14 protein-coding genes are annotated in these 15,559 nt (G+C 70.9%); 4 read left to right on the top strand and 10 right to left on the bottom strand.

What is annotated here, in order from left to right; all coding sequences use genetic code 11:
- Position 1: 1 nt before the first annotated feature.
- From ACQEV1_RS34430 to ACQEV1_RS34385, 10 genes are all read right to left on the bottom strand, one after another.
- A complete protein-coding gene (locus ACQEV1_RS34430) occupies positions 2-358 on the bottom strand; it encodes a hypothetical protein (RefSeq protein ID WP_285629881.1) in 357 nt (118 codons plus the stop codon).
- Between the two features lie 58 nt (positions 359-416).
- Positions 417-1,307, bottom strand: coding sequence for a 3-keto-5-aminohexanoate cleavage protein (locus ACQEV1_RS34425; RefSeq protein ID WP_285629883.1), 891 nt, complete (start codon positions 1,305-1,307; stop codon positions 417-419).
- On the bottom strand, positions 1,304-2,062 hold the full coding sequence (locus ACQEV1_RS34420) for an SDR family NAD(P)-dependent oxidoreductase (protein ID WP_433399467.1): 759 nt from the start codon (positions 2,060-2,062) through the stop codon (positions 1,304-1,306). Before ACQEV1_RS34420 ends, ACQEV1_RS34425 begins: the two co-directional genes overlap by 4 nt.
- The gene (locus tag ACQEV1_RS34415) at positions 2,059-2,607 is read right to left on the bottom strand and encodes a VOC family protein (protein WP_433399464.1); all 549 of its coding nucleotides are present in this window, start codon (positions 2,605-2,607) and stop codon (positions 2,059-2,061) included. The genes ACQEV1_RS34420 and ACQEV1_RS34415 overlap by 4 nt, the downstream gene beginning before the upstream one ends.
- Before the next feature lie 124 nt (positions 2,608-2,731).
- On the bottom strand, positions 2,732-3,649 hold the full coding sequence (locus ACQEV1_RS34410; protein ID WP_433399461.1) for an MBL fold metallo-hydrolase: 918 nt from the start codon (positions 3,647-3,649) through the stop codon (positions 2,732-2,734).
- A 115-nt stretch (positions 3,650-3,764) separates the two neighbouring features.
- Positions 3,765-5,102, bottom strand: coding sequence for an MFS transporter (locus tag ACQEV1_RS34405; protein ID WP_433399458.1), 1,338 nt, complete (start codon positions 5,100-5,102; stop codon positions 3,765-3,767).
- Between the two features lie 161 nt (positions 5,103-5,263).
- Entirely contained in the window at positions 5,264-6,871 is a 1,608-nt protein-coding gene (locus tag ACQEV1_RS34400) for an ABC-F family ATP-binding cassette domain-containing protein (protein ID WP_433399455.1), read from the bottom strand.
- Positions 6,864-8,519, bottom strand: a complete 1,656-nt coding sequence (locus tag ACQEV1_RS34395; protein ID WP_433399452.1) for an ABC-F family ATP-binding cassette domain-containing protein — start codon at positions 8,517-8,519, stop codon at positions 6,864-6,866. Before ACQEV1_RS34395 ends, ACQEV1_RS34400 begins: the two co-directional genes overlap by 8 nt.
- A gap of 202 nt (positions 8,520-8,721) precedes the next feature.
- Positions 8,722-9,603 (bottom strand): formylglycine-generating enzyme family protein, encoded by an 882-nt coding sequence (locus tag ACQEV1_RS34390; RefSeq protein WP_433399449.1) that lies wholly within the window; start codon positions 9,601-9,603, stop codon positions 8,722-8,724.
- Between the two features lie 83 nt (positions 9,604-9,686).
- Positions 9,687-10,910 (bottom strand): ROK family transcriptional regulator, encoded by a 1,224-nt coding sequence (locus ACQEV1_RS34385; RefSeq protein ID WP_433399446.1) that lies wholly within the window; start codon positions 10,908-10,910, stop codon positions 9,687-9,689.
- A gap of 183 nt (positions 10,911-11,093) precedes the next feature.
- On the opposite strand from ACQEV1_RS34385, the gene ACQEV1_RS34380 reads away from it, so the two are divergent.
- The 4 genes from ACQEV1_RS34380 to ACQEV1_RS34365 are packed head-to-tail and all read left to right on the top strand — an operon-like array spanning position 11,094 to position 15,504.
- Complete coding sequence (locus tag ACQEV1_RS34380; RefSeq protein WP_433399443.1) at positions 11,094-12,377, top strand: ABC transporter substrate-binding protein; 1,284 nt, start codon at positions 11,094-11,096, stop codon at positions 12,375-12,377.
- Between the two features lie 9 nt (positions 12,378-12,386).
- Entirely contained in the window at positions 12,387-13,292 is a 906-nt protein-coding gene (locus tag ACQEV1_RS34375) for a carbohydrate ABC transporter permease (protein ID WP_285629904.1), read from the top strand.
- Entirely contained in the window at positions 13,289-14,191 is a 903-nt protein-coding gene (locus ACQEV1_RS34370; RefSeq protein WP_285629906.1) for a carbohydrate ABC transporter permease, read from the top strand. Before ACQEV1_RS34375 ends, ACQEV1_RS34370 begins: the two co-directional genes overlap by 4 nt.
- On the top strand, positions 14,188-15,504 hold the full coding sequence (locus ACQEV1_RS34365) for a sulfatase-like hydrolase/transferase (protein ID WP_433399439.1): 1,317 nt from the start codon (positions 14,188-14,190) through the stop codon (positions 15,502-15,504). The genes ACQEV1_RS34370 and ACQEV1_RS34365 overlap by 4 nt, the downstream gene beginning before the upstream one ends.
- Positions 15,505-15,559: the final 55 nt, after the last annotated feature.

The raw sequence follows: 15,559 nt of genomic DNA, 5'->3' as shown, positions 1-15,559 counted from the left end.
GTCAGATCCCTCCTTGGTCGACGAGCGCCACGATCTGGTCCTTGAGGGAGGCGCCGGTACGGATGCCGAGGGCACGGGCGTGCTCGTTGACGAAGCTGACGACGCCGTTCTCCCAGGTGTCGTGGCCGTCGCCGATCCGCGCGGAGTCGTGCGCCACGCCCACGGCGGCGATGCCTGTCCCGTCCAGGGCCCGCAACCCGGCGACGCCGGCGGCGTTCTTCCCGGTGCCGGCGTCGTTGCAGGCGACCACCGCGACGTCGTAGGACGCGGCGTACTCTCCCGCGCTGACCCCGCCGTGGGAGCCGGTGACGATGACGTCGCCGCGCAGCGTCGCCGATCCGAAGGCGATGGAATCCATCACCCAGACCGTGCGTCCGGCGGACCGATGGACCGGCGCCGGCGGGGTCGCGCCGGCGTCAACGAGACGCATGCGTGGGCACCCCCAGAATGCGTCGGGCCTCGTCGGTGGTGGCAGGGCGGCGGCCATGTCGGCGACCGAGTTCGGCGACGCGCGCGACGAGGTCGGCGGTGGCCGGATGCCCCAGGTCGGTGTAAGGGTGGTCGCCGATCCCGACCACCAGGTGTCCGCCCGCGGCGATGATGTCGTCGGCGACCTCCAGAACGTCGCCGCGATGGCTGGAGACCAGCCATTCGATCCGCAGGCCGGCGGGCAACACCTCCAGATGGGCGCGCACCCCCGACGCAGTGGTGGGATGCGCGGCGACGAACTCCTCACCACCCAGCACGAACGCCACGATGAGCGGCCGGGCGAGCCGCCCGGTGCGCTCGTGCGCGACGATCGCGCGGGTCCAGCTGAGGTTGAATGACGCCAGGTACGGGCGCAGGCCCAGCCGCGGCGCCCGCTCAAGGAACGCCCGCTGGGTGCGGATGTCGTTGACGAAGACGCGGTCCTCGGAGGCGTAGTCGCCCGCGTCCGCGTCGAACAGGTCCATGTTGGCGCAGCCCATGTCCACCGGAAGCAGGTCCGCCGCGGTCTCGGGGTCGCCCTGGTTGGGGGCGATGTTGGACAGCCGTTGCTCGACGTCGTAGCCCGGGACGTTGGCCATCGACGGCGCGAGCAGCAGCGAACTGGCCCGGTGCGTCTCGCGGGCGATGTCGGCGTATGTCGGGGCCGAATGATCGGCCCGTCCATCCGCGGTCCGGCCGTGGTAGTGCATGAGCGAGGCACCGGCGCGCTCACAGTCCCGGGCGACCTCAGCGATCTCCTTCGGGGTGAACGGCACGTGCGGGTTCGGGTCCCGGCCGGTGCCCTCGTTGACGTTGACGCCGATGATCAGTGGCTTCATCGGGCGGCCTCCGGGCGGTTCCAGCCGGCGCCGGCCAGTTGTCCGCCGTCGACGCCCCAGACCTGTCCGGTGACGAACCCCGCTCCTTCCCCGGCGAGGAAGGTGATCACCTGGGCGATCTCGCGCGGTTCGGCATAGCGCCGGAGCGGGATGGCCTCCAGGATCGCTCGGCGGGTCCGCTCACCTCCCTGCGCGGTCTCGACCAGTGGGGTCAGGGTGGAGCCCGGGGCCACGCAGTTGACGCGCACCGCCTCGGTGGCGAGTTCGACGGCGAGCTGGCGGGTCAGGGCGATGACTCCGCCCTTGGACGCCGAGTACGCCGCCCGGTCCGGGCTGCCCCGCAGGCCGGAGACCGACGCCACGGTCACGATCGACCCGCGGGTGGCGGCGAGGTCGTCGACGAAAAGCCGGCACAGCGCGAACGTCGCGACCAGGTTGAGCGTCAGGGTACGGGTGAAGCGGGCGGGGGTGACGTCGCGGACGGCCGCGTTGTCGGCGGTGCCGGCGCAGGTGACGACCGCGTCCACGCGGCCGAGGCGGTCGCGGGTCCGCTGCGCCAGCCGCTCCAGGGCCGCGTCGTCGGTGACATCGGTCCGCACCGACAGCCGGACGGCCCCGGAGGCATCTCTGGTCTCGCCGTCCGCGACCCGCAGGTCGGCGACCACGACATCCCATCCCTGGGCGCCGAAGAGCTCGGCCGTCGCTGCGCCGATACCCGAGGCGCCACCGGAGACGATGGCGGTCCGCCCGCTCACCGGGTCACCAGCGTGGTCATGTCGCGCACCGGGCCGCTCCCGTCCCAGCCGGCGGCCGCGACGGCGACGGCCTCGAACAGTGCCGCCTTGCGCCCGGCCACCTCGGAGATCTCGACCACCGTGCCGGCGTGCCCGCCCGCGGTGAAGTAGGCGAAGCGCTCGTCGGGCCCCCCGCTGCCGGAGCGGCCGCGTTGCAGCTCCTGGTATCCGAGTGCCGCTGCCCGGTCGACGAGGTCGCCGAACGTGGTCGTCCAGTAGGCGATGTGCTGCAGTCCCTCGCCGCCCGCGTTAGTGAACTCGCGGAACGCCGACGGGGCGTCGTTGCGCTGCTGGATCAGCTCCACCTGCACGGGGCCCGCCTGGGCCAGCGCGACGCTGAACTCGGGTTCGCTCGGTTCGCCGCGATAGGTGAAGTCGTTGACGGGCTGGCGTTCGATGTAGAAGAACGGTCCGACCTCCAGCCGCTCCACCCAATGGGTGATGGCGGACGCGATGTCCGGGACCACGTAGCCCAGCTGACGGATGGTGCCGAAGGTGCGGCTCACTTCTCCTCCTCGATCGCGGGCGTGTGGCCCGGTGTCAGCGCCGATCGTGTCGCGACGTCCCCTCGCCGCCCAGCGCGCGGGCCCATTGATCGGGAAAGCGGCGGTGGCCCGTGCCGTCGCGTACTCACGTGTGGTGCCCGGTGACGGGCAGAAGCCGGAGACGGCCGCCGTCGCGGATCAGCGTGAACGGATGGTCGGCGGGAAAGTGCGCGGGCAGCAGGAGCAGTCCGTCCCGTGCGCAGCGCTCCAGCACGGCGTCACGCGTCCGCCGCGCCAGCGCCGGATCGGCGTCCCCGGCCTGGCTCAGCTCCGGATAGAGCAGTTGGATCGGATGATGGACGACGTCGCCGGAGATGACGGCGCCGCCCTCCCGCGAGAGGATCTCGGCGACGAGGTGCCCGCCGGTGTGACCGGGGGCCGCACGCAGCACGACCTTGGTGTCGCCATGCTCGGCCAGCAGATGACCATCGTCGGCGATCTCCCACCGGCCGTTCTGCAACACGGGCCGCACGCTGTCGTCGTACATGCGCACGAGATCCGCCGCGACCCCCTCGGGGTGCTCCGTCGCGGCCAGCGCCTGGAGGGAGTCGAGCTCGGCACGGCCGAACACGTACCTCGCCCCCGGGAACGTCGGCCGCCAGCGGTCGCCTTCGAGGCGGGTGTTCCAGCCGCAGTGGTCGGGATGCAGGTGGGTGCTGACGACTACGTCCACGTCCTCGACGGCGGTGCCCGTTCCCGCGAAGCGGTTCAGGAAGTCGGTGTCGAAACGGTGGTGCGGCGGCAGATTGGGGCGATCTTTGTGGTTGCCGTTGCCCGCGTCCACGACGAGCGTGGTGCCGCCGATCCGCACGAGATAGCTGTGGATGGCCAGCACGAGGGCGCCCGTGCGCTCCTCGACGTATCCCGGCCCGAACTCGGCGGCGGCTCGGGCGGCCTGCTCACCGGTGGCGTCGGGGAACAGCTCCCACGGTGGGAACGGCCAGCGCGCCAACTCGGTGACCTGGGTGATGGTCGCCTCTCCGACCGTCAGCTGGAATGTCATGAACCTTTGTCCTTAGTCGAGCGGGTCTTCGTCGAGCGGGCTTCGGATGAAGACGGGTGGTCCGGGCGCAGGCGCCCGCGGGCGCCGCGGCGCCGTCATCGAGGTGGCAGGCCCGTCAGGAACCGGCGGTCGATTCGGCTCCGGTCAGGAGGCGGGGTGAGGACGTGCGGCGGGCCGTCGCCCCGAGGGCCAGGACGATGGCGGCGGCGAGCGCGAGGACGACGGCGTACACGCCGATCGCGGCGGTGAACCCGCCGGTCGCGTCTTTGATCCAGCCGGTCACCTGCGGCCCGAAGTAGCCGCCCAGATTGCCGGCGCCGTTGATGACTCCGAACCCTGCCGCCAGCGCGACCCCGGTGAGGAATGACGACGGCATGGTGATGAAGACGCCCATCGCGCCGTACAGACCCACACCGGCGACGCAGAACCCCGCGATCGCGAGGGCGGGGACGGAGAAGGAAACGGCCGCGAGGCCGAAGCCGGCCGCCGCGACGGCGGCGGCCACGGCGAAGTGCACCGTCCGCTCCTGCCGTCGGTCCGAACGCCGCATCCACCACAGCACGGGCCCGATCGCGAGCAGCGCGGGCAGCGTGGCGACCCAGCCCACCTGGCTTCTGGACAGCCCGAACTGCGCCAGGATCTGCGGGATCCAAAGCTGGAAGCCGTTCAGGCAGAACGTGAAGCAGACGAACACCATCACCAGGACCAGCACGCGAGGATGCACCAGCGAGCGGGCGAATCCGTGCTCGCCATGCGCGTCCGTCGTCCCGCGATCCTCCGATCGCAGTTCGGCGACCAGCCAGTCCCGTTCGGCGGCGGTGAGAAACTCGGCGTCCTTCGGGCCGTCCCTGAGGATCTTGACGCAGGCACAGCCCAGGACGATGGCCGGGATTCCCGTGAACACGAACACCCAGCGCCAGCCCGCCAGACCGAGCAGGCCGTCCAGGCCGAGAATCTGCGTCGTGACGGGCGTGGCGAGCGACGACAGGCAGATGAAGGCGATGATCCACGCCATCGCTCGTCCGCGCTCACGCTGTGGGATCCATCGCGACACGAAATAGAGCATGCCCGGGGAGAACCCGGCCTCCGCGATACCCAGCAGGACCCGCGCGCAGGCCAGGCTGGTCGTCCCCTGCACGGTTGCGGTGGCGATGGTCACCAGACCCCACGTCACCATGATCCGGCCGAGCCACCGCCGGGCACCGACCTTGGTCAGGATGTAGTTGCTCGGGGGCTCGCAGACCGTGTAGCTCCAGAAGTAGACGCCGGCCGTGAACCCGAAGGCCGACGCCGAGATCCCCAGGTCATCGTTCATGGTCAGTGCCGCCACGCCGATGTTCAGGCGATCGACGTACACCGCGATGTAGCAGAGTCCGATCAACGGCATGAACCGCGCCATCACCTTCCGGACGGCACGGTGGCCCACGTCCGGCCACTCCCGCGTCTCATGCACTTCGCACCTCGATTCTCCGGTCGGCGCCTTGTGACGCCGGCCACACAGAATGAGGTGGCTCTGCATCTCCCATCCACCGCTCGGTGCCGTTCATCGGGACTTAACAAGTCGGCAACGCGTCGGACATGACGTCGCGCCGGGCTCCCGTCACGCTATCGGCGTCACAGCCGCAGTTCGCGGCCGGTCCAGCGGGAGCGCAGCCACCGGTCGTGGCTGGCGACCACGACGGCGCCGGAGGTCGTGCCCAGCGCCTCCTCCAGCTCGTCGGCCAGCCGCGGCGACAGGTGATTGGTGGGCTCGTCGAGCAGCAGCAGCTCCGGCGGGTCCGCCACGAGCAACGCCAGGGCGAGCCGGCGACGCTGCCCGACGGACAGCTCGCCGACCCGCCGGTCGAGGTCCGCGACGCCGAGCAGTCCGAGGGACCGCAGCGGCACGGCGTCGGCGCGTTCGGCGCCGAGCGCCTGTTCGTAGGTCTCCCGCGCGGTACGGTCCGGCCGGTCGAACACGGTGTCCTGGGTCAGCAGGCCGACCCTCAGCTCGCGGCGCCGCCGTACCTCGCCGAGGGCCTCCAGCCGGCCCGCCAGCAGCAGGAGCAGCGTCGACTTGCCCGCTCCGTTCGTTCCGGTGACCAGGAGCCGTTCGCCGGCCGCGAGGTCGAGGCGGTCCAGAGTGAGCCGGCCGGGAACGCGGACGCCGCGCAGCGACAGGAGCGTGCCGTCGGCCGACGCGGAGGCGAGCGTCGCGGCACGGAACCGCAGCGGCTCCGGCGGCTCCCCGACCTGGTCGCGTTCCAGCTGGTCGAGCCGACGGGCGGCGTCGCGCACCCGCCGCGAGATCTGTTTCTGCACCCGCCCGCCGGAGTGCCCGTATCCCATCTTCTCGTGGTCGCGCTTCTCGCGGTCCGGCGCGACCCGGTGCGCGGTCACGGTGACCGCGCGGCGCAGGCCGGCGAGCTCCTCCTGTTCCTCGGCGAAACGTCTGTGCCAGCGCTCCCGCTCGGCGCGCTTCTCCGCCTGGTAGGCGGTGTAGCCGCCGCCGTAGCGGATCGGGCCGGACACCGCGGGATCGAGGTCGATCAGGTCGGTGCAGACGGCGTCGAGGAACGCCCGGTCGTGGCTCGCCACCACGACGACGCCGGGCAGGCCCCGCAGCTGCTCCTCCAGGAAGGCCGCCGCGGCGTCGTCGAGATGGTTGGTCGGCTCGTCGAGCAGCAGCGCCGCGGGCCGTCGTACCAGGAGCGCGGCCAGCGCGAGCCGGCCGCGCTGCCCGCCGGACAGGGACCCGAGCGTGCGGTCGTGCCTCAGCCCGCCCAGGCCGAGCGCGCCGAGCACGATCTCGGCGCGCCGGTCGGCGTCCCAGGCCTCATGTTCCTGGGCGTGCTCCAGCCGTTCGCCGTACTCGACGAGAAGCCCGGCGTGACCGGGGGAGTCCTGCGGCGTCTCCGCGAGCGTCCGGGTGAGCCGGTCCAGCTCGGCGAGGTCCGCGCGGGCTCCGCGCAGGGCGTCGTCGAGCACGTCGGCGATCGTCGACGCGCGCTCGAACGGCATCTCCTGCCGCAGGAAGCCGAGGTCCGGAGGCCGTACGACGGTGCCCGCGTCGGGCTCGTCGGTCCCGGCGAGCAGCCGCAGCAGGGTCGACTTTCCCGCGCCGTTCTCGCCGATCAGCCCGATCCGCTGCCCGGGGGCGGCGGTGAGGGAGACGCCGTCGAGCACCCGTCGCGTACCGAACGTGCGGACCAGATCGTGGGCGAGCAGCGCCGGTTCAGGCACGCGTCGCCGCCGACGTGCCGTCGGGCGCGCCGGTCTCCACGAGCCGGCCCTCGGAGAGCCGGAGCCAGCGGCCGACCCGGATCTCGGCGAGGAACCGCTCGTCGTGGCTGACCACCACGAACGCGCCCTCGTAGGCGTTGAGCGCGCTCTCCAGCTGGCCGACGCTCACCAGGTCGAGGTTGTTGGTCGGTTCGTCCAGGAGCAGGAGCTGCGGCGCCGGTTCGGCGTACAGGACGCAGGCGAGGGTGGCCCGCAGCCGCTCGCCGCCCGACAGCACGCCGACCGGAAGGTGGATGCGGGACCCGCGGAACAGGAAGCGGGCGAGCAGGTTCATCCGCTGCGCCTCGGGCATCGCGGGCGCGAAGGCGGCCAGGTTCTGCGCCACGGTGCGGTCGAGGTCGAGCAGGTCCAGCCGCTGGGACAGGTACGCGATCCGGCCGTCGAAGCGCCGGATCGCGGCGCCCTCCGGCTCGACGTCGCCGTTCACCACGCGGAGCAGCGTGGACTTGCCGGAGCCGTTGGGCCCGGTCAGCGCGATCCGTTCGGGCCCCTGGACGGTCAGGCCGGCGCCGTCCCCGGCGAACACGGCCCGGTCGCCGTGGCGGACCTGGATGTGTTCGCCGCGGAAGACCGTGCGTCCGGCCGGGACGTTGGTGCCGGGCAGCTCAAGGGCGATCTTCTGCTCGTCGCGCAGGGCCCGGCCGGCCTCCTCGAGCCGTGCCTTGGCGTCGCCGACCCGCGCGGAGTGCGTCTGGCTCGCCCGGCCCGCGGACTCCTGGGCGCGCCGTTTCATGTTCCCGGCGAAGAGCTTCGGCAGCCCCGCGTTGTCGAGGTTGCGCGCGGCGTTGCCGGCCCGTCGCTCGGCCCGCTCACGGGCCTGCTGCATCTCCCGCTTCTCGCGCTTGACCTGCTGCTCGGCGTGCCGGACGGCCCTCTCGGCGGCCTCCTGGCCGGTGCGTACGGCCTCTTCGTAGGCGGTGAAGTTCCCGCCGTAGGAGCGGATCTCGCCCTGGTCGAGCTCGGCGATGCGGTCCATGCGGTCGAGCAGGGCCCGGTCGTGGCTGACCAGCAACAGGCAGCCGCCGAAGTCGTCGAGCACGCCGTAGAGCCGGTGGCGCGCGTCGAGGTCGAGGTTGTTGGTCGGCTCGTCCAGCAGCAGGACGTCGGGGCGCTTCAGCAGCTGTCCGGCCAGGCCCAGGGAGACGACCTGACCGCCGCTGAGGGTGTCGAGACGCCGGGTGAGGGCGACGTCGCCGAGGCCGAGCCGGTCCAGCTGGGCCGTGGTGCGCTCCTCGATGTCCCAGTCGTCGCCGATCGCGGTGAAGTTCTCCTCGCTGGCGTCGCCGGCCTCGACGGCGTCGATCGCCCGGATGATCGGGGCGATTCCCAGCACCTCGGCCACCGTCAGGTCGCCGGTGAGCGGGAGGCTCTGCGGAAGGTGGCCGAGCACTCCGTCGACGGAGACGGTCCCGCCGCCGGGCCGAAGCTCACCCGCGATGAGCTTGAGCAGCGTGCTCTTGCCGGCGCCGTTCGGCGCGACCAGGCCGGTACGGCCGGCGCCGACCGTGAAGGACAGGTCCTGGAAGACCGGTGTGTCGTCCGGCCAGGAGAAGGACAGGTTGGAGCAGACGATGTACGCGTCGGACATGGAAGGGTCCTCGGGAAATAACGCGGGCGCGTGAAGGCGTCCCGCCGGGGTCAAGGGACGACGACAGAGCGGCCACGGCGGCATCGCGCGCCTGCCTGCGGCCGGTCAGGTCCGGGTATCACCCGGAGATGTCGTCGTCACCTGCCATGTGCGGCTCTCCCTATTTCCCGAAATCGTCCGTCAACCGTACCAGCAGCCCGGCTCAGACGTCGGCGGCGCAGCGGAAGCCCAGATTGCCGCTGGAGCTGTCGGGGCTGTTGCCCGTGCGCGCGGCCACCCGGTAGCGGTTGCAGTAGGAATCGTGGCACAGGTACGAACCGCCGCGCATCGGACGCTCGGCGTCGGTCCCGCGGAACCGCCCGGCGCACCATTCCCACACGTTGCCCGAAACGTTGAAGAGCCCGAAGCCGTTGGGCGGGAAGGCGTCCACCGGAGCGGTGCCGGCGTAACCGTCCTCCGCCGTGTCGCGCACCGGGAACCGGCCCTGCCAGATGTTGCACCGGTGCTCGCCGTCGGGCGTGAGCTCGTCGCCCCACGGGTAACGGGCCTGCTCCAGGCCGCCTCGCGCGGCGTACTCCCACTCGGCCTCCGTCGGCAGCCGCCGGCCGGCCCAGGCGCAGTAGGCGTTCGCGTCACGCCACGACACGTGCACGACCGGGTGGTCCCAGCGGTCCTCGACCGTGCTGCCGGGCCCTTCCGGCACCCGCCAGTACGCCCCGGAGACCCCGCACCACCACGGCGTCTGCGGCGGTCGTGGAGACCTCTTGCGCAGCTCACCGGACAGGAACTTGGCGAAGACGTAGGTCCAGCCGAACTTCTCGGCGTCCGTCCGGTAGCCCGTCGCGTCCACGAACTCCGCGAACCGCGCGTTCGTCACGCAGTGCGGATCGATGGCGAAGGAGGCGACGGCGACCTCGCGGACGGGCCCCTCGTCGTCGTCGGGGAATCCGTCCTTGTCCTCGGTTCCCATCAGGAACGTGCCGCCCGGCAGCACGATCAGGTCGCCGGAGGCGTGTCCGCGGCCCGGCGGGTCGTACGGGACCTCCGAACCCTCGGAGCGTGACGGGGGACAGCATCCGGACATCCGCGAACCACCTCCTTGCGTGCTTGCGTGCGTGACCTGACGTGCGTGACCTGCATCATCTCAGGGCCGACGCCCGAGCCCGGTCAGTGGGGGACGAGCAGGTGGTCCGACCGCGCCGAGGCCATCGACGACATGACGAGTGACGCCGCGCCGATGGCGCCCCCGTCCTCGCCGAGAGTCGTGCCGCGTACCTCCACCGTGTGCACGTCGCTCACGGTGAGCAGCGAGGCGGTGATCGGCGGCACGACCCGCAGGTAGATGCGCGACAGCGCGGACCAGCTCGGTCCGCCCAGCACGACGGCGTCGAGGTCCAGGACGTTGGCGAGGTTGCCGGCGACGCGTGCGATGGCGCGCGCCGACTTCTCCACGATGGCGAGCGCGGACTCGTCGCCTTTGTCGGCGAGGGCGCACAGATGCCTTAACGCGGTCTCGACGGCCAGGGGATCGTCGAGGTCCACGGACGGGATCGTGCCGGCCCCGGCGGCCGCGGAGACGAGGTGCACGGGGGCGGAGGTGATCGCGATGCACCCGCGCCCGCCGCACGGGCACCGGGGCCCGTCGGGATCGCCGCTGAGGTGCCCGATCTCGCCGAGGTTGTCGGACGCGCCGCGCATCACCTCGCCGTCGAGGACGACCCCGGCGCCGATTCCGGTGCCGAGGTAGATGAAGGCGAAGTTCGACAGCGTGCCGCCGCCCGCCCAGAGCTCGCCCGTCGCGGCGGCGATGGTGTCCTTCTCCAGCACGACCGGCAGGCCGACGCGGCTCTCCAGCTCGTCGCGGAGGCGTACGACGCCCCAGCCGCGCAGGTTCGGCGGCCCGACGAGAGAGCCGGACTCGGCCCTGATGGGCCCGGGGGCGGAAACGCCGAGGCCGGACACCCGGAGCGGGGGGATCGCCCGGCGGCCCACGAGGTCGGCGACGGCGTCGACGATCGCCTTGAGCACGTCTTCCGGGCCGTCGGTGGTCGGGGTCACGATCGAGGCCCGGTCCTCGACCTGGCCGGCGAGGTTGAGGAGCACCAGCGTCATCCGGGCCGGGTCGATGTGCAGCCCCAGGGAGTACTGACCCTGCGGGACCACTCTGAACATCGTCCGGCGGGCGCCCGTGTCGGCCTCCACCCGGCCGGCGGCCTCGATCAGCCCCGCGCTGACGAGGCGGCGGCAGATGTTGGAGACGGTCTGCACCGACAGGCCGGTGTGCTCCGACAGCTCCACCCGGCTGATGTTCGAGCTGCGCCGTACCAGGTCGAGAACGAGCAGCTGGTTGTAGTCGCCGACGCGCGGAAGATTCGATCCCCGCCGCTCCATCGTGATCCCTCCCGGCTTCGGCGATTGGGGCCGTCTCACGCGCTTCCGCGCTTGACGGAACAGATCGTAGATCAACGCCGAGGCCCAGATCGTAGGTCACGAAAGAGTCTGTTGTAAATCAAATTGATTGTGTTAGCGTCCTGGGACCCCGCTGCGGGGCGGTGCCTCTTAAGGAGATGCAGCATGAAGTTCACGAAGTCGGTCGTGGCCGCCGCGGTGACGAGTCTCGTTCTTCCACTCGCGGCATGCTCGGGCTCCGGTTCCGGATCCGGCTCGGTGAACCTGGTCTTCCGGCAGTTCGACCCCAAGGGAGAGGTCGCCGGCCTCACCACCGCGATCGACGCGTGGAACAAGAGTCACCCGAAGATCCACGTCGAGATGCAGACCCTGAGCCCCAACAACGTGCAGCAGTTCGCGCGTGAGGCCAATTCCGGATCCGGGCCGGACATCGACCAGATCGGCTACGCCGACGTCGCGTTCCTCGCCAAGCCGAAGATCCTGCTGTCGCTGGACGACCTCATGAAGAAGGACCCGGTGCCCGGGGGGACGGACAACCTCCTCGCGAAGGACATGGTCACCTTCGACGGCAAGACCTGGGCCATGCCCTGGACGGCCGACACCATGGCGCTCGTCTACAACCCCAAGGCGCTCTCCGCCGCGGGCGTCAAGACCCCGCCCACCACCTGGGAGCAGCTCGCGGCCGACGCGAAGCAGATCAGCTCCTCCAGCTCCGGCAAGACCAGCGGCTTCTGCTTCGCGGCCTCCGGCTCGGCGACCAGCTCACAGTGGAACGCGATCAACTACTACATCTGGGCGCACGGCGGCACGCTCGTGCAGAAGAACTCCTCGGGCGCGTGGCAGCCCGGCATCGCCCAGCCCCAGCTCGCGAGCGCGATCCAGTACTTCGCCGACCTGTTCTCCTCCGGGGCCTCGCCGAAGGCGAACCAGGCGGTGCAGGACTACAGCGACCCCTCCATCGTCAACGGCCTCGCGACCGGATCCTGCGCGATGAGCTACGAGCCGCCGGCGACCTTCGCGCCCCTGCTCAAGCAGGCGAAGGCGGCCGGCACGACGCTGACGACCGCGCCGATGCCCTCCGGCCTGACCGACGGCGCGACGCACCTCGGCGGTCGCGCGCTCGGCATCAACCGCAACAGCAAGCACCCGGACGAGGCGTGGCAGGTGATCAAGTACCTGATGAGCGCCACGACGTTCAAGACCTACTCCCAGTACCCGGCCTCCAAGAGCACCCTCACCCAGCTGACGGTGCCGGAGTCGCAGCAGGGCTTCGTCAAGCAGCTGCCGCACGCCCGCTCGTTCGCGCGCTACATCGGGTCCGACATGACGGTCGCCTCGATCGAGCAACTCGTCAACCAGCGGTTCTCCGCCGTCTACTCGGGCCAGTCATCCAGCTCGGACGCGGCCGCGGCGATAATCTCCGGGCTGACCAAGGGCCTGAAGGGCTGAGCGGCGCCGATGGCCTCCCGCTCCGCACGACGCCAGCCGTACGCGCTGACGACACCGGCTCTCATCGTCATCGGAGTCCTGTTCGTCTTCCCCAGCGTGTACAACGTGGTGCTGGCGTTCCAGAAACTGAGCCCGTACGACACGCCCGGTGACGCCACGTGGGTGGGGTTCGACAACTTCAAGGCGATCTTCAGCGACCCGCAGATCGGCAGCGCCACCCTCAACACCGCCTTCTGGCTGACCGCGCTGACGGTGGCCATCCGGCTCGTGCTCGGCCTGGGGCTCGCGCTCCTCCTGCAGAGCCAGGTGCTCGCGCGCTGGCGCCTGCGGGGCGTCGGCCGCACCCTCGTCCTCGTGCCGTGGATGCTCCCGCCGGTCGTCGCGGTCGCGTGCTGGAAGTCGATCTTCGACGCCAACACCGGCGTCCTCAACCAGTTCCTCGTTAGCACGCACATCGTGTCGAAGGGCGTGCCCTTCCTGGCCCAGACGAGCACCGCGTGGTGGTCGGTGATCGCCATCATCGTGTGGCGCGAGCTGCCCTTCGTCGTGATCGTGATGATGGCGGGCCTGCAGTCCATCCCGAAGGAGCAGTACGAGGCGGCCGCGATCGACTCCGCGGGGCGCTGGCAGTCCTTCCTCCACATCACGCTGCCCAACCTGCGGCCCGTCATCGTCGTCGTCGTGCTCATGACGGTGATCCAGACGTTCAACAACTTCGTCTACGTCTGGCTCTCGACCGGGGGCGGGCCGGGCACTTACACGCAGGTGCTCGCCACCCAGCTGTACTCGGCCGCGTTCGTGGCCAACGACCTCGGGCAGGGCGCCGCGATCGGCATCGTCATGACGGCGACGATGGCGGTGTTCGCGCTGATCTACCTGCGCGTGACGGGTGACCGGGAAGGACGCTCCGCATGACCGCCGACGTGACGTCGAAGCCGGCCGTCCGCGACGCGCCGAAGAAGGTCGTGGCGAGACGCGACCCGAACCGCCGGCGGGCGCGCGACCTGCTCGTGATCGTGCCGACCTTCGCGATCCTGCTCGTGATCGTCTTCCCGGTCCTCTGGATGGTCTTCACCTCGCTGCGGCCGACGACGGCGCTCGCCGCCCGGCTGCCCTGGAGCCGCTACTTCGACGGGCTGGGATTCGGCGCGTACGGCCGGCTGTTCGGCAACTCCGACTTCGCGCGGTACATCGGGAACAGCCTGCTGGTGTCGGCCGTCAGCACGTGCTGCACCGTGGTGCTGGCCAGCCTCGCGGCCTACGCGCTGTCGCGGTTCGTCTTCCGGCTGCGCCGGACCGTCCTGATGGTCGTCCTCGCGACGCAGCTGCTGCCCTTCGTCGTGCTGATCACGCCGATCTACCTCTCGTTCGGGGAGCTGGGCCTGCTCAACTCGTACGTCGGCCTGATCATCGTGTACACCGCGATGACCCTGCCGCTCGCGATCTACCTGTTGATGGGCTACTTCGACACCATCCCTCTCGCGCTCGACGAGGCGGCGCGCATCGACGGCTGCTCGAACGTCGGCGTCATCTTCCGGGTCGTCTTCCCGATCGCGCTGCCCGGCATCGTCACGGTGATCGTCACGACCTTCATCGCGACGTGGGAGGAGTACTTCTTCGCGAGCGTGCTGAACACGAGCGAGGACCTGAAGACCGTGCAGGTGGGGCTGTCGTCCTTCTTCGGGGAGTACACCAGCGACTGGGGCGTGATCATGGCCGCCGCGACGGTGGCCACCATTCCCACCATCGTCCTCTTCTCCATTGTCCAGAAACGGCTCGTCGCCGGAATGGCCGCTGGGAGCGTCAAAGAATGAGCCAGACCACCGATCGCCCGAACGTCGTCGTCATCTACGCCGACGACCTGGGCTGGGGCGACCTCGGCTGCTTCGGCGCCGACGACTTCGACACCCCGGCGCTGGACGGGCTCGCGGCCTCCGGCGTCCGCCTGCCGCAGTGGTACTCCAACTCGCCCGTCTGCTCGCCCTCCCGGGCGTCGCTCCTCACCGGCCGGCACCCCGCGCACGCGGGTGTGGAGGCGATCCTCGGCGGGACGAGGCGCACCCCCGGGCTCCCGCCGCAGCCGACGCTCGCGAGCGCCCTGGGGGAGCGCGGCTATGCCACCGGGATCTTCGGCAAGTGGCACCTGGGCGCCGACCCGGCGTACGGCCCGCTGCACCGCGGCTTCGACGAGCACTTCGGGTTCCGCGCCGGCTGCGTCGACTACTACTCCCACATCTACTACTGGGGCGATCACAACCCGATCCACGACCTGTGGGAGGACGAGGAGGAGGTCTGGCTGAACGGCGAGTACCTCACCACGGTCATCGCGCGCCGGGCCGCCGAGTTCATCGAGCGGAACGCCGAACGGCCGTTCTTCTGCTACGTGCCGTTCAACGCGCCGCACTACCCGATGCACGCGCCCGAGGAGTACATGGCGCAGTTCGCGCACCTGCCGGCCGGGCGGCGCATGATGGCGGCGATGGTGAAGGCGATGGACGACGGCGTCGCGACCATCCTCGACACCCTCGACCGGATCGGCCTGCGCGAGAACACGATCGTGTTCATGTCCTCCGACAACGGCCCGTCGATCGAGGAGCGCAACTGGCTCGACGGTGAGGAGATCTCCTACGACGGCGGCTCGGCCGGTGGCCTGCGCGGTCACAAGGGCTCGCTGTTCGAGGGCGGCATCCGGGTGCCCGCCATCATCTCGTGGCCCGCGGCGATCCCCGCCGGCGCGCCGGGTGAGGTGGTCGGCTGCATGTCCGACGTCGTGCCCACCGTGCTCGAGGCCGTGGACGGTGTCGCGCCCGCCGACGAGACGATCGACGGCAGGTCGCTGCTGTCGCTGCTGAGGAGCGGCGAGGCCGGTCCCGACCGCTGGCTGTTCTGGGAGTACGAGGGGCAGCTCGCCGCCCGGCTCGGACGCTGGAAGGTCGTACTGGACGCCTGCGAGAGCATGCAGGTGGACGTCGCCGTGCCCGAGGGCCTGTACGACCTCGTCGACGACCCGGGCGAGCGGCACGAGCTGTCGCGCACCCACCCCGACCGGTTCCGCCGGATGCGCGAGGAGCTCGAACGCTGGGCGGAGCGCTGCGCCGCCTGGCGCGGTGAGTCGCTGGTCGGCTAGCTCGCGCCTTCATCCACGGCCGTTCCCTTTTCGTTCCTTCCCCCTGCCACGGTCA

The organism is Actinoallomurus sp. CA-142502 (genome assembly GCF_050936355.1).
Classification (GTDB): Bacteria; Actinomycetota; Actinomycetes; order Streptosporangiales; family Streptosporangiaceae; genus Actinoallomurus; species Actinoallomurus iriomotensis.
The sequence above is the reverse complement of the archived record's forward strand: the minus strand, read 5'-3'. Positions and strand labels throughout refer to the sequence as shown.